The following is a 22,422-nucleotide window of genomic DNA, read 5'->3' on the forward strand; positions in this document are numbered from 1 at the left end:
GAGTCAGACTAGGCCGGATACCGCCCCGATAGGTTGCGCCACGGCGTCGCGAACGCCACAAACCTGCTCGCCAAAACCGGACAGACCACGCCACAGACAGACATTTCGTGACTGATTGAGGGACGCCGACACAGCCGGCGAGATACGCCCGCTCACTGCAGGTGCAGCTGTCCCGTCGCGTCGAACATCGTCTCCTGCAGCACCAGCGCTGCGGCGCCGATCGCCCCGACCGGCCCACCGACGGAGGTGCCTCGCACCTCGACGGAGCGGAACGAGCGAGCGATGAACGCTCGATTGACGAGCTCGGGCACGACCCGCAGGAAGGTCTCTTCCAACGCCGGCCATTGTGACCCTCCGAAGACGATCGCATCGAGGTCCAGCAGGTTCGCCAGCTGCACGGCGACCCGGGCGAAGCTGCCCGCCGCGCGCTCGAGGACCTGGGCTGCGGACGAATCCGGCACTTCCCGGCTCGCGCGCGCCAGCTCGGCCAGCGCCAGCTCGACAGCGTGCGGATCGCCGGTGTCCACGGGCTCCAGAGCACCCGCGGCCATGCCGTCGGCCACGATCGCGCCCGGCCAGGCCGAGACGTTGACGCACCCCCGCCCGCCGCAGGAGCAGTGCGGCCCGTCGGGGTCAGCAGCCATATGCGCGATATTCCCGAAGCTTGCCCCGGAGCCGCGCAGCACCTCGCCGTCCCGCACGATCCCGGCGGCCGCACCGGTTCCCAGATACAGGAAGGCGAAGCTCTCGCCGTCCCGGGGGGCTTTCCACACCTCGCCCATGGCGGCCGCGGTGTTGTCCTTCTCGAGCACCACGGGCATCTCCAACCGCGCCTGGAGATCGTCTCGCAGGGGGACGAGATCCCAGCCGGGCAGCTGGGGCGGGGCGACGACCACCCCGCGCGGAGCGTCGATCGGGCCGGGCGTGGCGACCCCTAGCCCGGCCACTCGATCCATCGGGATCTCGAGCTCTCTCAGTACAGCGCGTACGCCGCCGTCGATGGCGTCGAGAACGTGCGGCGGGTCCGAAGGATCCGGCACCGGCGATGTCCGCTCGGCGACCACCTTCCCGGCGAGGTCGAGCACGGCGAAGGTCAGCCGGGCAGGATCGATGTGCAGGCCGACGGCGTACCGCCCCTCGGGCTCGACCTCATAGACGATCCGCGGTGCCCCCATGCCCGAACGCACTCGGCCGGCTTCGCGGATCAGCCCGGCCTCCACCAGGCGACGGCAGATGTTCGAGAGTGTCTGCATCGTCAACCCTGTGCGCCGCACCAGGTCGCTGCGGCTGAGCCCGGGCGCGCGCCGGATCAGGTCGAGCACCAGGACCTGGTTGTATCCCGCGACTCGAGGAAGGTTCGTCCCGCGACGCACCGCGCCTGTCATAGCCGTCTCGCTCGCCCCGCTCATCTGCCCGATGCTACGGGCCGCCGTGCCGCGAAGCCCTCGCGGGCACCTATTGACTATGTCAAATTGATCATGTCTACTGGCGCGCACCGGATCCCAGGACATCCGGTGCGCGCCGGGTTCGCCCCGGCAGTACTCGACGGGGAGGCGCCATGAGGAGACGTACCGTGCTCGCTGCCGGATTGCTGGCGGCGCCGCTATCGGCATGCAGCGGCGGGGACACCGACGGGGACCGGGTCTTCCGCCAATTCGATCCCGCGGACCAAGCCGCTGGACTGGTCGAAGCGATCGACGCCTGGAACGCGGAGCATCCCGACTACCGCGTCACCATGGAGACCCTCTCCCCCAACAATCCCCAGCAGTTCGCCCGCGAGGCCAACGCCGGCTCCGGACCGGACATCGCCCAGCTCGCGTTCACCGACGTCTCCTTCATGGCCGAGCCCAGGATCCTCACACCGCTGGACGATCTGCTGACCGGCTCCCCGCCCCAGGGCGCCGACGAGCTGTTGGCCACGGATATGACCACCTATGACGGGTCGATGTGGGCCATCCCGTGGACGGCGGACACCATGGCTCTGGTCTACCGCCCCGATCTGCTCGAGCGCGCCGGGATCGACCGCACGCCCCAGGACTGGGAGGAACTCGCCGAGACTGCCGCACGGATCACCGAGGATTCCGACGGGGAGATCCACGGATTCGTCTTCCCCGCCGGGGCACAGTTCTCCAGCGCCCAGTGGTTCCCGATCAACTACCACCTATGGGCCCACGGCGCCCAGCTCATCGAGGCTGACGGTGACCTCTGGCGTGTGGGCGTCGACCCGGAGCAGCTGACCGCGACAATCGACTACTTCGCCGCCTTCTTCACCGAAGGCATCACTCCCACCGCGATGCAGGCCGTCACCGACTACGGCGATCCGAGCATCATCGGCGCGCTCGATGACGGCTCCTGCGCGATGACCTTCATGCCCCCGGCGGCCTTCCGCACGGCCCGGGACAGCGTCGAGGCGGAGCTGCTCACCGCGCCGATGCCCGCGGGCCTGAAGGACGGCGCGACCCATCTGGGAGGCCGGGCCCTGGGCATCAACGCGAACTGCCAGGAGCCGGAGGCGGCCTGGGAGTTCGTCACCCATCTGCTCAGCCCGGAGACTTTCCGGACCTACCCGCAGTACCCCGCGTCGGCCGGGACCCTCACCCAGGTCGACGTCGACCCCTCCGAGCAGGGATTCATCGACCAGCTTCCCCACGCACGATCCTTCGCGCGATACGCGGACGCTCCGATCACCATCGCCGCTCTGCAGGAACTCGTGAACCAGCAGTTCTCCGCCGTCTACTCGGGCCAAGCGGAACCCGCCCAGGCGGCCGACCGGATCATCACCAGACTCGCCGACGAGCTGGAGGAGTAACGCATGGCACCGCCGTCCGCACCCGCGCAGAAGGACTCACGCCCTCCCACGCGACGAGCTGCCCGACCGCTGCAGCCGTACCTGCTCAGCACGCCGGCGCTGGCCGTCATCGCCCTTCTGTTCCTCGTTCCCTCGGTCTACAACGTGGTCCTGGCCTTCCAGAGCCTCTCGCCGTACCAATCCCCCCGCGACGGCGAATGGGTGGGTGCGGAGAACTTCTCGGAGCTGTGGAGCAATGGCGACTTCGGCGGAGCCGCGGTCAACACCGTGGTCTGGCTGACGGCCATGACAGTGGTGCTGCGACTGCTGATAGGGCTCGCCCTGGCGCTCGCGCTGCAGTCCCCCGTCCTGCGGCGCTGGAAGCTGCGTGGGGTGTCCCGCACGATCATCCTCATCCCGTGGATGGTGCCGCAGGTGGTCGCCATCGCCGCCTGGCGATGGATCCTCGATGGCAGCTCGGGAGTTCTGAACCAGGCGCTGACCGGACTGGGCCTGGTCGAGAACGGGATCCCGTTCCTCGCACAGACCAGCACCGTGTGGTGGTCGATCGTGGCGATCATCGTCTGGCGTGAGCTGCCGTTCGTGGTGATGGTCCTGATGGCCGGACTGCAGTCGATTCCGTCCGAGCAGTACGAGGCCGCCTCGGTGGACGGTGCCGGTCGCTGGACCTCCTTCCGCAGCGTCACCCTGCCCGGCCTGCGACCGGTGATCACCATCGTGGTGCTGGTGACCGTGATCCAGACGTTCAACAACTTCGTCTATGTATGGCTGACCACCGGCGGCGGCCCCGGCCGATACACGGCGGTGCTGGCCACCGAGCTGTACAACGCCGCGTTCTTCGACAACGAGCTCGGCGCAGCCGCCGCGATCGGCCTGGTCATGACCGCGATCATGGCGGTCTTCGCTGTCGCCTACATGCGCCTGACCTCGGACCGGGAGGAGACGCGATGACACGGACGGCATCTTCCAGAGCTTCCGCTGCTCGGCCGGTGCGACCGCGCCGCTCGAGTGACGCGCGCAGGCCTCGTGATCTGCTGTTCCTGGCGCCCTTCGCCGTGGTGCTGGCGGTGATCCTCTTCCCTGTGGCGTGGATGCTGTACAGCTCGCTGCGACCGGTCCAGGAGATCTCGCAGGGCGTGACCTGGTCGAACGCACTGTCCGACCTGAGCCTGGATTCCTACGCACGACTGTTCGAGGCCACGAACTTCGGCAGGTACCTGCCCAACAGCCTGCTGGTGTGCAGCGTCGGCACCGTGATCACGGTGGCCATCGCGACACTGGCCGGCTTCGCACTGTCACGTTTCGCGTTCCGCGGCAGGCCAGCTGTGATGCTGGTGCTGGTGGCCACGCAGTTGCTGCCGTTCGTCGTGCTCATCACGCCGGTGTACCTGGTCTTCGCGGAGCTGCGCCTGCTGAACTCGTACGCGGGGCTGATCATCGTCTACGTCGCGATGACCACGCCCCTGGCGGCGCTGCTCATGACCGGGTTCCTCAACTCCGTGCCACGCACCCTGGACGAGGCCGCACGGATCGACGGCGCCTCGACCCTCACCGTCATCACTCGGGTGATCGCGCCGCTGGTGTGGCCCGGCGTGGTCACCGTGGCCGTCACCGCGTTCATCGCCATGTGGGATGAGTTCCTCTTCGCCCAGGTGTTCCTCACCAGCGAATCCGTCAAGACCGTGCAGGTAGGCATCGCCGGCCTGTTCGGGGAGTACGGCACCGACTGGGGCGTGGTGATGGCTGCCTCCGTGGTCGCCGCACTTCCCACCATCGTGTTGTTCTCGCTGTTGCAGCGCCGACTCGTCGCCGGTATGACCGCCGGCGCTCTCAAGGAGTGATCATGACCGCCGACCGCCCTCAGGACGGCCAGCGCCCCGTCGACCCTCGTCCCGTCGATCCCCGCCCGAACGTCATCGTCCTCTACGCGGACGACCTGGGCTGGGGAGACCTCGGCTGCTTCGGCTCCGAGGACATCCCGAGCCCGCATCTGGATTCCCTGTGCGCTGACGGGGTGAAGCTGTCCCAGTGGTACGCGAATTCTCCCGTCTGCTCGCCTTCGCGGGCCTCGCTGCTGACCGGTAAGTACCCGGCGCACGCCGGGGTCGAGGAGATCCTGGGAGGCCGCCGGGACACCCCCGGCCTTCCTCCGCAGGAGACCATGGCCTCGCTCCTGCGTGATCGCGGCTACGCCACAGGCCTGTTCGGCAAGTGGCACCTCGGGGTCGACGCCGAGTATGCGCCGGGAAACTACGGTTTCGACGAGGTCTTCGGCATCAGGGCCGGCTGCGTGGACTACTACTCGCACATCTTCTACTGGGGCGATCACGATCCCGTCCACGATCTGTGGGACGGCGAGGACGAGGTCTGGCTCAACGGCGAGTACCTCACCACCGTCCTCGGTCGCCGCGCGGCGGAGTTCATCGCCCGCCAGGCGCCCCGGAATCCCTTCTTCTGCTACGTGCCCTTCAACGCTCCGCACTATCCGATGCACGCCCCGGCCGAGCACATGGCCCGCGTCGCCCACCTTCCTGAGGGCCGGCGCGAGATGGCCGCCATGATCGCGGCCCTCGACGATGCCGTGGGCGAGATCCTGGCAGCACTGGAGTCCGCCGGCGCCCGGGAGAATACGCTGGTGGTCTTCTCCTCCGACAACGGACCCTCGCGCGAGAGCCGAAACTGGCTGGGCGGTGAGGAGATCTCCTACACAGGAGGCTCCGCGGGCGGACTGCGCGGCTCCAAGGGCTCCGTGTTCGAGGGCGGCACCCGGGTCCCGAGCATCGCGGCCTGGCCCGCCCGATTGCCGGCCGGCACCGAGGTCAACCGTCCGGGCCTCATGATGGACCTGCTGCCGACGATCCTGCATGCGGTCGACGGTGCCGAGCCCGAGTTGGCGGACGTCGACGGGGTCTCCCAGCTGGAGACACTGCGCGGTGCGGACCGGGTGCACGACGCAGAAGCCCCGGGCCATGGCCGAGCGGAACCTGCCGCGACCGAGCCCGGCCCCGCGGAGACGACCGGGCCCGGCGACGAGGCATCCCAGGAGCGCACGGTGATGTGGACGTACGAGGACCAGTGGGCGGTGCGCCGCGGTCGATACAAGCTGGTCATCGGAGCGCGGGAGGGTATGGATCCTCCGATCACGGTCTCCCGGGCGGTGTTCGACCTCGACCTCGATCCGGCAGAGACACGGGATATCTCCGCAGACGCGCCCACCCTCACCGCCGAGCTCGAGCACGCCCTATCGGGGTGGCAGCGGACCCATCATGCATGGGTGGCCGCCACCTGACCCGTGCCGGGCCGTTGCTCCGGCCAAGGCCTCTCACGAACCAGGGCCGGGAGCGACCATCCGTTCAGACCATTGCCCCTCCCCCGCTCCCGGCCCGACAATGAACCATGACGGTCACTCTCCGGTCCCTGGAAGTCGCAGTCCCCTCCACCGAGCTCGCCCAGGACGACGTCCGCGACGTCTTCGCCGCCCAGCCCGACCTGAGCCGCCTCGGCCAGCGCCTGGTGGCCACCTCGTTCAACTCCTCCGGGATCGAGCGCCGCTACAGCGCCATCTCCGAATGGGACGGCCCGTCGGCCGATGAGGAGCCCGTGTTCTTCGAGGTCGGCACCGGCCGGTTCCTGAACCCCACCACCGGTACCCGCAACGAGATCTTCGCCCGCGAGGCCACCGAGCTGTACACCGGCGTCGCGGCCGCCGCCCTCGAGGTCGCCGAAGGCATCGAGCGGGCCGACGTCACCCACGTCATCACCGTCTCCTGCACCGGGTTCTTCGCGCCGGGGCCGGATTACCGCATCGTGCGCGCGCTCGGCCTGGAACCCTCCGTCCAGCGCTACCACCTGGGATTCATGGGCTGCTACGCCGCCCTGCCCGCGCTGCGCCAGGCCCAGACCATCTGCCGGGCCGATCCCGACGCCGTGGTGCTGGTCGCCACCGTCGAACTGTGCACGCTGCACGTGCGCACCTCGAACGATCCCGACACCATCGTCGGCTCCTCACTGTTCGGCGACGGCGCCGCCGCCGCGATCATCACCGGCAAGGACCTCCCCCACAGCTCGCCGCTGCTGCAGCTGGACCACTTCGAGACCGTGCTGACCCCCGTGGGCGAAGAGTCCATGGCCTGGAACATCGGTGACAACGGCTTCGAGATGGTGCTGGGCACCTACGTCCCGCACATCATCGACGAGCACATCACCGGCGCCCTGATCCCGCTGCTCGCCCACGACCCGTCGGTGGCGCAGCGGCCCTACCGGGAGATCGAGCGCTGGGCGATCCATCCGGGCGGCCGCAGCATCCTGGACAAGGTCGAGGCCAAGCTCGAGCTGGACGAGAGCCAGCTGGTCCCCGCCCGCGAGACGCTGCGGGACTTCGGCAACATGTCCAGCGCCACCGTGATGTTCGTGCTGCGCCGGATCCTGGACGAGGCCGCCCCCGGCGCCGAGGAGCGCGTGTGCTCCATGGCATTCGGTCCCGGGCTGACGGTCGAGACGGCCCTGCTGACCACGATCGGCGCCCCCGTCGCCGCCTCCGCGCCCGAGCCCGGGACCGGCGCCCTGACCGACGCCGCACTGAGCATCCACCCGTGACGGCGCCGCGCGTGCCTGGTCGACCCCGCGTCTCCGGTCGTCCTCGCGCGGCGCAGCGCCCTCGCATGCCGGAGCGGCTCCGCGTGCCAGACCTGACCGAGCGAGACCGCCACGCCGCCGAGCGCATGGACGACCCGGACTGCGATCTGCGCCGGCTCGAGCGCACCTACGCCCAGTTCCGCGTCATCAACTCCCTGGTGACGGGCTGGCGCACCACCTACCGCCGGCACCTGCGCCCGAGACTGCACCGCGAGGGTCCGACCACGCTGCTGGACATCGGCAGCGGCGGCGGGGACCTCGCCCGGGCCCTGGCCCGATGGGCGCGCCGCGACGGCTTCGACCTGCGCGTAACCGGCATCGACCCCGACCCGCGGGCGCACGCCTGGGCGATGCGGCAGAGGCCCGTCGAGGGCGTGTACTTCCGGCGGGCCCTCTCCTCCGACCTGGTCACCGAGGGCGCCGAGTTCGATCTGGTGGTCTCCAACCACCTGCTCCACCACCTCGAGGAGGACGAGCTGCGGGACCTGCTGAGAGATTCTCGGCGGCTGTCCCGCACCGCGGTGGTCCACAGCGACATCCAGCGCGACCGTCTCGCCTACGCCCTGTTCTCGGTGGGCACCTGGCCCTTCTTCCCCGGCTCCTTCATCCGGGAGGACGGGCTGATCTCGATCCGCCGCAGCTTCACCGCCGCCGAACTGCGTGACATCGCGCCCGAGGGCTGGGATGTGAGCGAGCTGGGCCCATGGCGCCTGCTGCTGACCCACGAGGTCCCGACACGATGATCGCGCCCGGCAGCTTCGATGACGCGGCGCCCGGCGCTGCGGAACCGGACGGCCCGCCGCCAGACTGCGACGTGCTGATCGTGGGCGGTGGCCCGACAGGCCTGTTCCTCGCAGCGCTGCTGGTACGACGAGGGGTGAGCGTGCTCGTGCTCGAGTGTCGCACCGCGCCCAGCACCCATTCGCGAGCCATCGGCCTGCATCCCCCGGCCTTGAGTGCGCTGCGGGAGGTCGGCCTCGACGACGCCGCCATCGCCGCGGGAGTGCGGCTCCGGGGCGGCAGTGCGCGCGGCCGCCGCGGGGAGCTCGGCAGACTGCGCTTCGAGGGGGCATGGCCGCACCGACCGTTTGTCCTGTCCTTACCGCAGAGCCGCACCGAGGAGCTGCTCGAGGGCCGACTGGCCGAATTCGCCCCCGGGACGCTACAACGCGGCTGGGAGGTTACGGGCTTGCGCGAGATCGGTGACCGCATCGAGGTGACCGCACGGCACACCGCCCCGGGCGATGCCGGAGCCCCGGTCGTACACCGGCGCGCCCGCATGCTCGTGGGCGCCGACGGGTCCCACAGCCGGGTGCGCGAGCTCCTCGGCGTACCCACGACCCGTACTACGTACCCGGATACCTACCTCATGGGCGACGCCGCCGATCCTGATGGGGACGGTGAAGACCGCGAGGGGTTCATCCACCTGGACCCCGACGGCGTCGTCGAGTCCTTTCCGCTGCCGGGCGGGCTGCGCCGCTGGGTGGTCCACACCGGGTCGGCCCATGCCGGGGCCCACAGCGGGCGCTACCGTTCGGCAGATCCTTCCCCTGCCGCCCTTGCTGAGATCGTCCGCTCGCGCACCAAAGTGCGGATCGACACGACGGCGATCCGCATGATCAGTGCATTCACCGTGCACCGGCGCACGGCGCGGCACCTGCTAACTGGGCGTTGCATGCTGATCGGCGATGCCGCCCACGAAATCAGCCCGATCGGGGGCCAGGGGATCTCCCTGGGCTGGCTGGATGCCTACGACCTGGCGCCCCTCATCCCGCAGACGGTGACAAGCAAATTTAGCGGCACCCTCCGGGGCAGCCGCGAGTGGCTGCAGTTCGAAAAGACCTGTCAACGTCGGGCGCGTACCGCCCGTCTGCTCGCGCACCTGAACATGGCACTGGGACGCCCGCTCGCGGAACCACTGTCCTCCCTCCGGGGACTGGCCGTGCGAGCCGCCCTCCACTCTCCGGTTCGGCGCGTCATGGCGCGGGCGTACTCGATGGCGTGGGTGCGCACCCGCTGACGCACACGGATCACTCCTCTCGTTCGGACGCATTCCGTCGGCTATTTGTCAGAAATCAACGCATGTCGTTGCGGCCTTCGCCGACCGACTCCATGCTGTCGGGATGAAGAACGGGACGACGAGGCCCCTGCGCGGCGCTGAGCACGAGGTCTTGCTGGCACTGCGCCTTCAAGGTCCTTCAACCCGCGCCGAGTTGGTCCGGCGCACAGGCTTATCCCGCGCCACCGTGTCCACCGTGACGGCCCGCCTCCTCACCGGTGGCCGCGTCGAGAGCATGGGCACAGCCCCGTCCTCCCGCGCCGTGGGGCGCAATCCGGAGCTCCTTGCCCTGAGCGTGTCGGGGGCCGTGATTCTCGGTGTCGAGTTCGGGCACCGGCGCGTCACCGTGACCGCCATGAACGAGGCTCATCGCATCGAGGGCTCGGCCTCGGCCGCCTACGAACACGACACTCCGTGGCCGCGACGTATCCAGCATGCCTTCTCACGGATGGCGGCGCTGGACGTCCTGGACGGGCGCGACGTCATCGCCGTCGGCCTGGGCATTCCCGGCCGTATCCCGGATCGCGAAGCCGTCATGGAATCCCTGGTGGCGACCTTCGCCTCCCGTGTGGCGCGCGAGGTGCGGGCGGACAACAATTCCCGCCTGGCCGGTCTTGCGGAGGCGGTGTGGGGCTCGGGCCGCGATCTGCAGAGCTTCGTGTATCTGCGGCTCATGGACGGCGTCGGCGGAGCCCTGATCACCCAGGGCGCGATGTACGACGGGCTCCACGGTACGGCCGGCGAGTTCGGCCATATGACGGTCGATCCGGGAGGCCCCCCGTGCCGCTGCGGCAAGCGCGGCTGTCTCGAGTCCTACGTCTCACGAGAGCGGATCCTGGCCACGACGGCCCACCGCGATCTGGATGCGCTGCGCACGACGCTCGACGCCGGCGATGTGCGCCGCCGCGAGATCGTCGCCGGCGCCGGCCGGCGCATCGGCGTCGTGCTCGCGAACGTTTGCACGGCACTCGACGTGGAAGGGGTCGTGCTCGGCGGCGACCTGATCGGCCTCGGCCCACATCTCACCGCTCCGCTCGAGGTCGCATTCACAAAGAACCTCATGCCGGCGCGAGCGCACCGCATCGCCCTCCACGCGGGCCGGATCCGTGCGGTCGACGGTGCGCTGGGTGGGATCGCCCTCATCCTGCGTGACCCAGCCATCGCGCTGTCCCGGCCCGATTCCCCCGCCGCCCAGAAGGGACGACTCTCCTCGTGACCAGCCCCAACATGTTCTTCTTCCTGACCGATCAGCATCGGGTGGACACCCTGCCCTGCTACGGCAACGAGATCGTCGAGACCCCGTGGCTCGACTCCGTCGCCGCCGAGGGGACGGTCTTCGACCGCTTCTACACGCCCACTGCGATCTGCACCCCTGCGCGGGCGAGTCTGCTGACGGGCGAGGCGCCTTTCCGACACCAGCTGCTTGCCAACTACGAGCGCAACGTCGGCTACAAGGAGGACCTGGATCCCGATCACGGCTCGTTCAGCCGTGATCTTCGCGAGCACGGCTACAACGTCGGACTGGCCGGGAAGTGGCATGTGGGGCTGAAGCGCACCGCGGAGGATTTCGGGTTCGACGCCCTGCACATGCACGGCTGGCACAACCCGGTCGACCATCCCACCTACGAGCGCTACCTCGCCGAGCGGGGCCTTCCCGCATACCGCCTGCGCGACGAGATCCGCGGGACCTTCCCCAACGGCAGCCCGGGCAACCTGCTCGCTGCCCGTCTCGAGCACGGCGTGGAGGCCACCTTCGAGCGGTTCCTCGGGGACCTCGCGATCGAGCGGCTCCGCCAGTACGTGCAGGACTTCCGTCGCGACGGGACGCCATTCTTCCTGGCCACTCATTTCTTCGGTCCGCATCTTCCCTACAACCTGCCGCCAGAGTACTTCGACCTGTACGACCCCGAAGACGTGGAGCTGCCGCCTTCGATCGCCGAGACGTTCCTGGGCAAGCCCCCGGTGCAGTCGAACTATTCGGCGCACTGGACGTTCGACACCCTCGGCGAGGAGACCAGCCGCAAGCTGATCGCCGCCTACTGGGGATACGTGACGATGATCGATCACGAGATCGGCCGGATCGTCGACGTCGCCCGGGAGCTAGGCGTCTACGACGACGCCGCCGTGTTCTTCAGCGCTGATCACGGCGAGTTCACCGGTGCCCACCGCCTGCACGACAAGGGGCCGGCGATGTACGAGGACATCTATCGGGTGCCCGGCGTGATCCGGCCGCCCGGCGGCGGTCCGGCCCAGCACCGCCGCGAGTTCGCCGACCTCATCGACCTCCCCGCCACCATCAACGAACTCGCGGGGATCAAGCCCGTCAGGTCCGCCGACGGCACCAGCCTGCTGCCGATCCTGCGCGGCGAGCATCCACGGTGGCGCACCGACTACGTCGCCGAGTTCCACGGACACCACTTCCCGTACCCGCAGCGGATGCTCATCACCGACCGCTACAAGCTCGTCGTGAACCCCGAGTCCGTCAACGAGTTCTACGACCTCGTCGCCGACCCGTACGAGCTCACCAACCGCTATGGCTTCCCCGAATGCCGCCAGGTGCGCGATGCCCACCTGGCCCTGCTGTACCGCCGCCTCCGCGACCGCGGGGACAACTTCTATCACTGGATGACGTCGATGTATCCGGTGGGCGGCAAGGACTACGACACCTCCCTCAGCTCGTTCGAAAGGAACGGATCATGATGCTCTCCCCACGATCCACCGCGCACCGCCTCCACGGCGGCACACCGCGCTCAGCCCAGGACTTCGGCCGACGCCGTCTCCTCTCCGGCGCTGGCGCAGCCGGCGCCACGCTCACCGTTGCCGCCTGCTCGGGCGGACAGTCGATCGGAGGCTCGGATGAGGCTCCTGCGGCGGGATCCGAACCCTTCACTGCCGAGTACGACGGGCCGGACGTCACCATCACCTTCTGGAACGGCTTCACCGGAGGCGACGGCCCGTACATGAAACAGCTCATCACCGAGTTCACCGAAGCGAACCCTGCGATCACCGTCAAGCAGTCTTCCCTCGAGTGGGCCGACTTCTACTCGAAGGTCGTCACTGCGACCGATGCCGGCAGCGGGCCCGATGTCGCGGCGATGCACCTGGACCAGCTCGCGAGCTTCGCCTCCCGAGGGACCATCGTGCCGCTGGACAACCTCGCCGAATCCCTCGGTCTCAGCGAATCGGACTTCACCCCGGCCGTGTGGCAAGGCGGCGTGTTCCAGGGGCAGCGCTATGGCATTCCGCTGGACATGTTCACCATTGCGCAGTACTGGAGCACGGAGAAGTTGTCGACCGCTGGGCTTGAGGCCGGCCCCACCACCGGCGAGGAGTTCGACGCCGCCGTCCAGTCCCTGCAGTCCGCAGGTATCGAGAACCCCTTCTGGGTCTCTCCCGACAACTGGCAGATCTTCGTGAGTCTGCTCGGCCAGTTCGGCGGCTCCCTCTATTCCGAGGACCTCACCACCGTCACCTTCGGCGACGATGCCGGAGCGAAGGCGTTGACCTGGATGCGAGACCTCGTGGCCGACGACATCAGTCCCTCGGACGCCACCGACCTGGCCACCGCCTTCAAGAACGGCTCCTCGGCCCTCATCCATGAGCTGCTGTGGCTGATCAATGACCTCGAGGACACCACCGATGGGATGGAGTATGGCATCAGCGCCTTCCCGACGATCGGCGACTCCCCTGGCGTGTTCGCGAATTCCCACAACTTCACGCTCACCAAGCAGGCCGACGCCGACGCCGATCGCGGTCAGGCCGCTCGGGTGTTCATCTCCTGGATGAGCGAGAACTCCGCGACCTGGGCGGCGTCGGGCAACATCCCGGCGCGGGCCTCGGCGCGGGAGGACACGCAGTTCACCGATAGCCGCCAGGCCGAGCTCGCGACCGAGGAGGTGCTCGAGAGCTTCATCTTCCTGCAGCAGGTTCCCGGTTCCCGTGAGATCGCAGCGGACAGCTACCAGCGCGCGGTGAGTCGGGCGGTGCTCGGCGAGGAAGATCCGGAAGCCGCGCTCACGGCCGCGGTCACGACTGCGCAGGAGATGCTCGACCGTAACCGGGAGCTGTACGAATTCTGACCTTCCGACGTCCCGCGCGACGTCATCGACCAGGCGAGAGACCGCCGAGAGAAGAGGTTTGATGAGCAACGCTGCTCCGAGCCTGAGCGCGCCCCCCGCGCCTCTACCTGCGCCGCCCGCGAGCGGCGACAGGCGCAGGATCCGGGTCGGGAGTCCCGTCACGCCCTATCTGTTCGTCGCCCCGTTCCTGGTGCTGTTCGCGGTATTCGTGCTGGCACCGATCCTGGTCCTGGCCTACTCGAGCACGCGGCAGTGGATCCTGGGCTTCGACAGCGGAGGATTCATCGCGGCGCAGAACTATACGACGCTGCTGTCCGGTGAGGGGGTGCTGTCCGAGGAGTTCTGGCGGGGGATGAGGGTCACCGCGATCTTCACCGCCCTGTCGGTCCCTCTGCTGGTCGTCGTCCCCTTCGCCCTCGCACTGCTGCTGAACCAGAAGTTCCCCGGGCGCACCTTCTTCCGCGCGGTGTACTTCGCTCCGTATGTGCTGGGCGTCGCCGTGGTGGGCGTGCTCTGGCACTTCCTCCTCGATGCCCGTGTGGGCCCGGTGAACCATCTGCTGGGTTCCCTGGGGCTGCCCGACACGGTCGCCTGGACGACCTCATTGCCCGCCGGCTGGGTCTCGCTCGTGGGCGTGACGGTGTGGTGGACGGTCGGCTTCAACGCCGTCATCTACCTGGCGGCCCTGCAGGACGTGCCCGCACAGCTGTACGAGGCCGCTCGGATCGACGGGACCAACGCCTGGCAACGGCTGTGGGTGGTGACCATCCCGCATATGCGTCGAGTGCTGCAGTTCGTCGTGGTCATCACGATCATCGCGTCGGCCAACATGTACGGCCAGTCGGCGCTGATCACCAACGAGCAGCCCGGCGGGGCGACTCGCACCGCGATCGGCTACATCGCACAGACCGGAATGCAGTCCTATGACATCGGTATGGCGAGTGCGATGAGCATGATCCTCGCCGTGTGCCTGATCGCGGCGAGTCTGCTCGTGAACCAGATCTTCCGCTTCGTGGGAAAGGTGTAGACGATGGCGACCTCTCGCCCCTCCCGTCGCCGACCCGTACGCCTCCAGCGCATCGCGCTGTGGGCAGCGCTGATCCTCCTAACGTGCGTATTCGCCCTTCCGTTGCTGTACATGCTCGGTACCGCGTTCAAGACCCCCGCCGAGTCGGTATCTCCGGACTTCCGGCTGTGGCCACGCAACCCGACCCTGGGGGCTTTCAAACACATCCTGGGTGACGACTCAGTCCCGGTGCTGCGATGGGTGGCCAACAGTCTGGTGGTCGCGGTCGCGCACTCCGCTCTGACCGTGGTACTCGCCGTGCTCGCCTCATACGCACTGGCGCGCATGCAGTTCCGGGGCCGCACGCTCATGATGGGGGTGGTCCTCGCCACGATGTTCGTGCCCGCGGTAGTCATGCTGATCCCCCACTTCCTCATCGTGAACTCCCTGGGCTGGCTGAACACGTACGCGGCGCTCATCATCCCGGGCGCTGCGGGCGCCTTCGGCGTGTTCTTCCTGCGTCAGTTCTTCGCCGCGATCCCCAAGGAGCTCGAGGAGGCGTCCATCGTCGACGGCTGCTCGCAGTGGTCGACGTTCGTACAAGTCATGCTCCCTCTGGCCCGGCCCGCCATCGCCACTCTCGTGGTGCTCTCGTTCCTCACGAGCTGGAACGACTATCTCTGGCCCGTCTTCGTGCTCTTCAGCAGCGAGATGCAGACGCTTCCTTCCGGGCTGCGGCTGCTGCAGGCGGAGAACGGCACCCGCTACGACGTGATGATGGCCGGCGCGGTCATCGCCAGCGTCCCCGTCCTAGCCCTGTATGTCATCGCCCAGCGCTGGATCATCGAGGGCGTCTCGACCACCGGCCTCAAGGGCTGATCTCCCATTCCCCCGAAAGGACCCCATGACCACCAACGCGCCGCACACTGCCCAGGCTCGCATCGACGTCTCCGGCGCCGACCCCGAGCGACCGATCGAACCGATGATCTACGGCCACTTCCTCGAGTCGGCGTTCTTCCACAATATAGAAGGCGGGGTGTTCGACGAGGGCTCGCAGCTGTCCGTCAGTGGAGAAGGACCGTTGGCCGGATGCCGTCAGGACGTCATCGATGCCTGTCGCGACCTGGGCATGCCTGTGGTGCGCTGGCCGGGCGGGAACTTCACCTCGGCCTACTGGTGGCAGGACGGCACCGGGCCGCGGGACCGGCGGCCGCGACGCCTCGAGCTGGCGTGGGGCTCGGAGGAGTCCAACCGGTTCGGCACCCCGGAGTTCCTCGCCTGGTGCGAGGCCACCGGCGCCACTCCCTACCTCGGCCACGGCTGCCGCAGCGTCGAGGACGCGGTGCGCTGGGTGGAGTACTGCAACTACACCGGGGACACCGAGATGACCCGGCGCCGCACCTCCGACGGGCTCGATAGCCGACGCCCCGTGCCGATCTGGGGCCTGGGCAACGAGGTCTACGGAACGTGGCAGATGGGACACCGCAGCCCCGAGCGCTACGCCGAGGACGCCCTCGAGCACGCGAAGTTCATGCGAGCCGTCGACGGCTCGATCCGGTTCGTCGCCGTCGGCGTCGACGACGACCGCTGGACCGACGTGGTGGTGCGCGAGCTCGGCGAGATCACCGACTGGGTCTCCATCCACGCCTACGGGGCGAGCTTCCACCTCGTCGATCCCTCCCGGGCAGAGTTCGACGCGATCGTCGCGCAGGCCGTCCACGTCGAGAACGTGCTGCAAGGCTTCTCACGGAAGATCGCCGGTGCTGCTGCCCGCCATGGCATCACCAGCCCCCTGGAGATCGCCTTCGACGAGTGGAACATGCGCCACTACGAGCCACGCACGTGGGATGATCCGCGACCGGGGGCCGACGGTGGCATCGCCGAGCGCGACACCTCCGGCCCGACCGACGAGCCGGGCGTGGCCGGGAAGCACGGCTGGCGGGTGAGCCGGTACTCGCCGCGCACCCTGGCCGATGCCCTGTTCTACTCCGGGGTGTTCCACGCCATTCACCGCACGTCGAGCAACCAGGTGCCCGTGACCATGGCCAACACCGTGAATCTCGTCAACGCCAACGGACTTCTCGCAGTGCGCGAGGGCGGCCTGGTGCGCTCGGCCACCTACCACGTGTGGGATCTGTACCTGAACCACTTCGGCACCGTGCCGCTGCCGGCGCGGGTCGCCGGTCCGTCCGTCACGTTGCCGGTGCGCCACGAGCAGGGATGGGGCGGCGAGGCGCACTGTGTGGACGTGGCGACCAGCGTGGGCGTCCTGGACGTGAGCGCCTCCGCGTCGGCCGATGGGTCGCGGCGATACGCGGCGGTGATCAACCGTTCGGCCGATCAGGACGTGGAAGCCGTGCTCGCCGTGGACGGAGAGCTCGTCGAAGGGCCGGTGTCGGTGCATACGCTCGGCGCCGACGCGCAGGACCTGTTCGCGGTGAACACTCTTGACCGGCCCGACGTGCTGAGGCTGCGGGAAAGCGCGGCGGAGCTGAGCGGCGGGGTGTTCGTAGCCCCGGCGCACTCGGTGAGCGTGGTGTCGTGGGAGGTGAGCGTGGGCTGAAGCAGTCTCTCGGCGTGCTCACGGACGGTCCGGTCACGGCTATCGTGATGCGTAGTCTCATAGCGGTGAAGACCGAGCGGATGCACGCACCTGCCGGAACGTCCGCGGCGCCATTCCCACCTCACGTTTGAAAGCGGCACTGAAGGCGCTCTCGGAGGAGTAGCCGAGCTCGCGGGCGAGCACGGAGATGCGGGTTCCGGCCTCGCGCAGTGCGTGCTGGGCCAGCAGCATGCGCCAGCGGCTGAGGTAGGCCAAGGGCGGCATGCCGGCGACTGCCCGGAAACGTTCGGCGAAGGTCGTGCGGGACATCGCCGCGGCGCGGGCGAGCTCGGCCAGGCCCCAGGCCCGGCCGGGCTCGTCGTGCAGGAGACTCACCGCCGGGCGCAGGCGCTCGTCGGTCAGCAGTCGCAGCCAGCCGGGCAGCAGCTCGTCCTGCTCGACATAGGCGCGGAGCATCTCGAGCAGCAGCAGTTGGCCGTGCTGGCGCATCGCGAAGGCGGAGCCGATCCGGTCGCTCGCGGCCTCGAGGAACATCCGGTGCACGCTGCCGCGGAGGTTCGTGGCCGACGAGCCGGTCCCGTGCACATGCGCCACTTGCGGCAGTGCGCTCGTCAGCAGCGTCCGGCCGGCCGGGCTCAGTTCGACGTGCCCGCCGACCAGCACGTCGTGAAGGCCGCCGGCCGGGGTGAAGCGAGCCGTGGAGAAGCCCTCCTCCGGCACCATCTCGCGTCGGGGCCCGGTGCCCTCCCCGCCCCATGCCTCGAACCAGCGGCTCTCGTTGAGCAGGAGGACATCCCCCGCGCCCACCTCGAGCGGCTCGGTCAGCCCGTCGGCCAGGACGTGAGCTCGTCCGCTGACGAGCGCGAAGAACTTCAGGCCCTCGATCGGCGCCCTGGAGACCCACGGCCCCTGCACCGCGAAGCCGCCCGAGAGGACGCCCCGCACGTCGACGACATCGAAGACCTGGGACAGATGATCAGGGCGCATGCCCGTACTCTCGCGCAAGAAATCCGGACTGACAAGTATTCAGAGTTCGCCGCCGTCGCCTCACAGTGGAGACATGACCACACAGATACCCGCCGCACAGGCCACCGACATCCAACTCCCCCAGTCCGTCCTCGACAAGCAGCGCCCCCTCGACAGCGGCTTCACCGCTGCGAATACGGCCGACGACGTCCTCGCCGGTCGGGACCTCACCGGCACCCACGTCGTCGTCACCGGCGGCCACCACGGCATCGGCCGGGAGACCACCCGCGCCCTGACCGCGGCCGGCGCCTCCGTCACCGTCGGCTCGCGAGACCCGGAAGCGGCCGCGGCGAAGCTCGCGGGCATCGAGCGGGTCGAGACCAGCCGGCTCGACCTCATGGATCCCGACTCGATCGACGCCTTCGCCGAGCGCTACCTCGCCACCGGCCGCCCGCTGCATGTGCTGCTGAACAACGCCGGCCTCATGGCCGGGCCTCTGGTGCGGGACGCACGTGGCTACGAGTCGCAGTTCTCCACCAACCACCTCGGCCACTTCCAGCTCACCCTCGCCCTGCTGCCGGCACTGCGCGCCGCCGGCGGCGCCCGCGTGGTCACCCTGACCTCCGGCGGGCACCGGCTCTCCGGCATCCGCTGGGAGGACCCGCACTTCGAGTCGGGCTACGACGAGATGGGGCTGCTCGGTTACGGGCAGTCCAAGACCGCGAACGTGCTCTTCGCGGTCGAGCTGGACCGGCGATGGGCGGCCGACGGGATCCGCGGCTATGCCGTCCACCCCGGCATCATCGTCACCACGAGCCTGGGCCCGGCCCGGGCTCCGGGGGCGACCGCCAGAGGCGGAATGGACTCCGAGGCGCTGCGCGCGCAGGGACTGATCAACGAGCACGGCCAGCAGATCATCGACCCCGAGCACGAGAAGAAGACGCTCCAGCAGGGCGCCAGCACCAGCGTGTTCGCGGCGACCAGTACGCTGCTCGCGGAGGTCGGGGGCGTCTACCTCAAGGACAACGACATCTCCGAGCTGGACCTGGATCCTCAGCCGATCGACATGACCGCTCCCGAGACCACCGTCGTGCCGCACGCGGTCGATCCGGCCGCGGCTGGCCGGCTCTGGGAGCTCAGCGAGACGCTCATCCGCAGGTGAGGCGGGCGATCAGCGCGGCGATCCTGCGCTCGCGAGTGCGCTCCGTGGCCGCGGTGAGGATCGGGCTCAGCGCGGAGAACCGGGCCGAGCGCGTGAGCTGCTCGAACGCCGCCTGAGCCTCGGGTTCCGCGGCGAGCGCGGCCAGGAGATCCGGCGGGGGTTCGGCCGTGGCGGGGCCGGCGTAGGCGCGTTCCCAGCGCCCGTCGGCCTTCGCCCGGTCGATCTCCGCCTGGCCGCGCTCGCGCATCCGGCCCTCGTCGGCCAGTCGCGCGACGATCACGACGTTGCGCTGGGACCAGATCGACCGGGTCCGCCGCGGCGTGAATCGCTGCCGGAAGCTGCGCTCGTCGTAGGTGGTGCGCTGGCCGTCGATCCAGCCGCTGCACAGTGCCTCCTCGAGGGCCTCCTGGTAGGTCAGCGTCGTCGGCGAATCCCGCCCCTTCTTCGCCAGCAGCAGCCAGACCCCGTCATAGGTGTGCTCGTGCTGATCCAGCCACGCGCGCCAGCCGGCGCGGTCGGCGATGACCAGCGGGTCCGGCGGCATGTTCTCGTCCATGTCGTGCAGTATCCCCGACGGTGCGGACCGAAGCTGTCCGCCCGTCATGCCGCCGGCGCGATGTCCTCCCGTCGGAGGTCGGTGACCGCGGCGAGGTGGTCGAAACCGTGATCAGCGGGCGGGGTGGCCGGGCGTCTCAGCCCGTCGGGGTCGTCCCCCGTTGTTCGCGCGCCGCACGCGCCGAGGCGACGTCGTCGACGATCAGGGCCAGGTGGCGCATGCCCGCCAGCAGCGACCCGTACAGCGGCCACGAGCGTCGCGGGAGCTCCGTGTGGTCGGCCAGGTCCGTGGTCAGCTCCTCGAGGCGGTCGGCGATCGGTTCCACCTCGATGTCGGGATCAGCGATGGCGCGGCCGGCGTCGCGGACGATCGCGACCCACCGCTCGCGGAAGTCGGCATCCCAGTCGCCGTCGGCGTAGTCGGCTTCACGCAGTGTCCGGGCCAGGTGGCGAAGGTGTGAAATCCCCTCGTCCACGCGGGTGAGGATCTCCTCGTAAGAGGCCTTCTCGGCCTCGCTCTGCGCAGAGGCGCCGGTCTTCCGTCCACTCTTCCGTGCACGTGCCCGCCGCAGCCCCCGGCGTGGGTTGGCCCGTTCGCTCTCGCGGGCGAAGCGGACCGCCTGCCAGGCCGTGGTGAGCTCGTCGCTCATCGCGTGCGTCTCGGCCACCCAGTTGTCGGCGTGAGCCGTCTGCCAGTCCTCCGAGAGCTCCTCGGCCATCTGACCGAGCAGCTCGCCCATCCGGCGATTGATGCTGTCGACGTAGCGGGCGGCCTGGCTCTCCCGCAGCGGCGGGATGAGCATGAGATTGACCAGCACCCCCACGGCCACACCGAGCCCCACCTCCAGGATCCGGTCGTTCAGCAACGGCTGCTGGGCTCCGAACCCGCTGCCGAGCACGAAGATCGCCGTGGTCGCGATCGCGATGCCCTCGTCGCGGATCCAGGTGGCACGAGCCCCGACCAGCCCGACCAGCAGGGCCAGGGCGAAGGTCCACACGCTCACGCCGAGCACAGCACCGATCGCGAAGGAGAGGCCGACGCCGATGGCAGAGGCGACGGTGGTCTGGGCTCCGCGAGACAGCGAGCGGTACACGGTGGCGTGCACTGTCAGCAGGGCGGTCCACGGGGCGAGGAAGGGGAGCTCGGAGCCCAGGACATTGGCGGAGATCCACCACGCGGCGGTGCCCGCGACCACTGCCTTGAGGATCTGCAGGCCGCTGGTGACCGACTCCGGTTCAGCCAGGTGAGCGAGGAACGCTCTTCCTCTCCGTCGCAGGGGCGCGAACAAGGTCATGAGTCAGTCCGTTCGGTGATCGCGCGGCGTGGGCCGCTGGGGCGGCCTCGACTCCGAGGTGCTCCGCCATCGCACTCCGGACATCGGCGAGGGCCGGTCGGGAATCCTGCAGAGCCAAGCTAACCACCCACGTCTGCGGTTCGGAACCCGTGCCCGTGCACATCACAGGCGCCGCGAGAACCCCGCTCCCGCTCGGCCCACGGCATGCCCTGCCGTGCGCGTCCGCGCGCGGTCGGCACGCGTTCCGGGTCCGGTAGCGTGGAAGCTCCCGGCCCGCCTCGACGCCGCGGCCCCGACCCGATCGGGCACGTGCCTCCCGCCGGCACCACCCGCCCTGCTCTCCGGGGACGCGGCAGGCCATGGCCGCGAGGCAGTTCATCTCGAGAGGAACCAGATATGTGTGTGGACCGTGCCGCGCTGTCCCGAGAGGAGGCCGTCCGGGAGTCGCTGCAGTCCGATCCGGTCATCACCAGCATCAAGGACGACCGGGCGCTGGAGGCGGCTCTCGAGACGGACCACGAGGTCCTGTTCCTGCTCTACGGCAGCCTGATCGACATCGAGGAGACCGTGGCCCGGTGCATCGCGGCCGGCAAGATCGTCCTGGTCAACGTCGACTTCATCGAGGGCCTGTCTTCCCAGGACGTCGCCGTCCAGTGGCTGGCGACCCACACCGAGGCCGATGGCATCCTCTCCTCCAAGCCGGCCGTGGTGCGGGCCGCCCGACGGGCAGGCCTCACCGCCGTCCAGCGATACTTCCTGGTCGACTCGATCTCGTATCACCAGCTGGCGCGGGTGCTCCGCCAGGGCGAGCCCCACTTCGTCGAGATCCTGCCGGGATGCATCCCGCGCGTCATCGAGTGGCTGCGCGCGGACTTCTCGACACCGGTCATCGCCGGCGGACTGGTCTGCGAGCGCGGAGACGTCATCGCCGCGCTCGGTGCCGGCGCCCTGGCCGTGGCCACCTCCGATCGGGCCGTGTGGGCGATGTGAGCCGACGACGAACGCTGCCGCGAGGGCCACGCGAGCCCGCGACGGACGGGCTCGCTCGGGCCGCCCCCGCGCGGCATCGATGACCGTCTGGACACCCGGCCGGGCACGCTGGTAGCTTTCGTCAAAACTTCATAGCTCCGGGGTCATCCCGGACGTCACGACAGACACCAAGAGATCAGTGGCGTCGCTCCCTTCGGGGGGCGACTGCTTGCTGGTCTCTTTTTTTTGTGCCCTCACGGCGGTGCCCCCCGTCCTGGTGGCGGTGCGCCCGCCCTCGGGGCGGTGCCCCCGCCCTGGTGGCGG

At 69.2% G+C, this 22,422-nt stretch carries 19 protein-coding genes; 15 read left to right on the plus strand and 4 right to left on the minus strand.

The window, feature by feature from the left end:
* Positions 1–152: 152 nt before the first annotated feature.
* On the minus strand, positions 153–1,409 hold the full coding sequence (locus ACFQS2_RS03850) for an ROK family transcriptional regulator (protein WP_377018957.1): 1,257 nt from the start codon (positions 1,407–1,409) through the stop codon (positions 153–155).
* A 149-nt stretch (positions 1,410–1,558) separates the two neighbouring features.
* On the opposite strand from ACFQS2_RS03850, the gene ACFQS2_RS03855 reads away from it, so the two are divergent.
* The 13 genes from ACFQS2_RS03855 (at position 1,559) to ACFQS2_RS03915 (ending at position 17,151) form a co-directional block, all read left to right on the plus strand.
* Positions 1,559–2,809: an ABC transporter substrate-binding protein gene (locus tag ACFQS2_RS03855; RefSeq protein WP_377018956.1), complete on the plus strand. Its 1,251-nt coding sequence runs from the start codon at positions 1,559–1,561 to the stop codon at positions 2,807–2,809.
* A 3-nt stretch (positions 2,810–2,812) separates the two neighbouring features.
* Positions 2,813–3,760, plus strand: coding sequence for a carbohydrate ABC transporter permease (locus ACFQS2_RS03860; RefSeq protein WP_377792786.1), 948 nt, complete (start codon positions 2,813–2,815; stop codon positions 3,758–3,760).
* Between the two features lie 38 nt (positions 3,761–3,798).
* Positions 3,799–4,650, plus strand: coding sequence for a carbohydrate ABC transporter permease (locus ACFQS2_RS03865; RefSeq protein WP_377018953.1), 852 nt, complete (start codon positions 3,799–3,801; stop codon positions 4,648–4,650).
* A gap of 2 nt (positions 4,651–4,652) precedes the next feature.
* Entirely contained in the window at positions 4,653–6,098 is a 1,446-nt protein-coding gene (locus ACFQS2_RS03870; protein ID WP_377018952.1) for a sulfatase-like hydrolase/transferase, read from the plus strand.
* A 107-nt stretch (positions 6,099–6,205) separates the two neighbouring features.
* Positions 6,206–7,405, plus strand: a complete 1,200-nt coding sequence (locus ACFQS2_RS03875; protein WP_377018951.1) for a type III polyketide synthase — start codon at positions 6,206–6,208, stop codon at positions 7,403–7,405.
* Between the two features lie 83 nt (positions 7,406–7,488).
* Positions 7,489–8,187: a class I SAM-dependent methyltransferase gene (locus tag ACFQS2_RS03880; RefSeq protein ID WP_377792787.1), complete on the plus strand. Its 699-nt coding sequence runs from the start codon at positions 7,489–7,491 to the stop codon at positions 8,185–8,187.
* The gene (locus ACFQS2_RS03885; protein WP_377792788.1) at positions 8,184–9,464 is read left to right on the plus strand and encodes an FAD-dependent oxidoreductase; all 1,281 of its coding nucleotides are present in this window, start codon (positions 8,184–8,186) and stop codon (positions 9,462–9,464) included. Before ACFQS2_RS03880 ends, ACFQS2_RS03885 begins: the two co-directional genes overlap by 4 nt.
* 103 nt (positions 9,465–9,567) lie before the next feature.
* Complete coding sequence (locus tag ACFQS2_RS03890; protein WP_377792789.1) at positions 9,568–10,719, plus strand: ROK family protein; 1,152 nt, start codon at positions 9,568–9,570, stop codon at positions 10,717–10,719.
* Positions 10,716–12,203 carry a sulfatase-like hydrolase/transferase gene (locus ACFQS2_RS03895; RefSeq protein WP_377792790.1) on the plus strand — a complete coding sequence of 496 codons (1,488 nt, stop codon included), beginning with the start codon at positions 10,716–10,718 and terminating at the stop codon, positions 12,201–12,203. Before ACFQS2_RS03890 ends, ACFQS2_RS03895 begins: the two co-directional genes overlap by 4 nt.
* Complete coding sequence (locus ACFQS2_RS03900) at positions 12,200–13,582, plus strand: ABC transporter substrate-binding protein (protein ID WP_377792791.1); 1,383 nt, start codon at positions 12,200–12,202, stop codon at positions 13,580–13,582. Before ACFQS2_RS03895 ends, ACFQS2_RS03900 begins: the two co-directional genes overlap by 4 nt.
* A 61-nt stretch (positions 13,583–13,643) precedes the next feature.
* A complete protein-coding gene (locus tag ACFQS2_RS03905; protein ID WP_377792792.1) occupies positions 13,644–14,609 on the plus strand; it encodes a carbohydrate ABC transporter permease in 966 nt (321 codons plus the stop codon).
* Positions 14,610–14,612: 3 nt separating this feature from the next.
* On the plus strand, positions 14,613–15,467 hold the full coding sequence (locus ACFQS2_RS03910; protein ID WP_377792793.1) for a carbohydrate ABC transporter permease: 855 nt from the start codon (positions 14,613–14,615) through the stop codon (positions 15,465–15,467).
* 25 nt (positions 15,468–15,492) lie between these two features.
* The gene (locus ACFQS2_RS03915; RefSeq protein WP_377792794.1) at positions 15,493–17,151 is read left to right on the plus strand and encodes an alpha-L-arabinofuranosidase C-terminal domain-containing protein; all 1,659 of its coding nucleotides are present in this window, start codon (positions 15,493–15,495) and stop codon (positions 17,149–17,151) included.
* 57 nt (positions 17,152–17,208) lie between these two features.
* Here the strand turns inward: ACFQS2_RS03915 and ACFQS2_RS03920 are convergent, their stop codons facing one another.
* Positions 17,209–18,138: an AraC family transcriptional regulator gene (locus ACFQS2_RS03920; protein WP_377792795.1), complete on the minus strand. Its 930-nt coding sequence runs from the start codon at positions 18,136–18,138 to the stop codon at positions 17,209–17,211.
* A gap of 73 nt (positions 18,139–18,211) precedes the next feature.
* Here ACFQS2_RS03920 and ACFQS2_RS03925 point away from each other — a divergent pair, with 73 nt between their 5' ends.
* A complete protein-coding gene (locus ACFQS2_RS03925) occupies positions 18,212–19,279 on the plus strand; it encodes an SDR family NAD(P)-dependent oxidoreductase (RefSeq protein ID WP_377792796.1) in 1,068 nt (355 codons plus the stop codon).
* Here the strand turns inward: ACFQS2_RS03925 and ACFQS2_RS03930 are convergent.
* Together ACFQS2_RS03930 and ACFQS2_RS03935 are read right to left on the minus strand one after the other, a co-directional pair.
* Positions 19,266–19,835, minus strand: coding sequence for a YdeI family protein (locus ACFQS2_RS03930; protein WP_377792798.1), 570 nt, complete (start codon positions 19,833–19,835; stop codon positions 19,266–19,268). The two genes, ACFQS2_RS03925 and ACFQS2_RS03930, sit on opposite strands and share 14 nt — an antisense overlap.
* A 136-nt stretch (positions 19,836–19,971) precedes the next feature.
* Positions 19,972–21,129: an aromatic acid exporter family protein gene (locus ACFQS2_RS03935; RefSeq protein WP_377018936.1), complete on the minus strand. Its 1,158-nt coding sequence runs from the start codon at positions 21,127–21,129 to the stop codon at positions 19,972–19,974.
* A gap of 396 nt (positions 21,130–21,525) precedes the next feature.
* On the opposite strand from ACFQS2_RS03935, the gene ACFQS2_RS03940 reads away from it, so the two are divergent.
* Positions 21,526–22,119 carry a glycerol-3-phosphate responsive antiterminator gene (locus tag ACFQS2_RS03940; RefSeq protein WP_377018935.1) on the plus strand — a complete coding sequence of 198 codons (594 nt, stop codon included), beginning with the start codon at positions 21,526–21,528 and terminating at the stop codon, positions 22,117–22,119.
* Positions 22,120–22,422 lie beyond the last annotated feature (303 nt).

Origin of the sequence: Brachybacterium sp. GCM10030267 (assembly GCF_042666875.1) — a bacterium.
Classification (GTDB): Bacteria; Actinomycetota; Actinomycetes; order Actinomycetales; family Dermabacteraceae; genus Brachybacterium.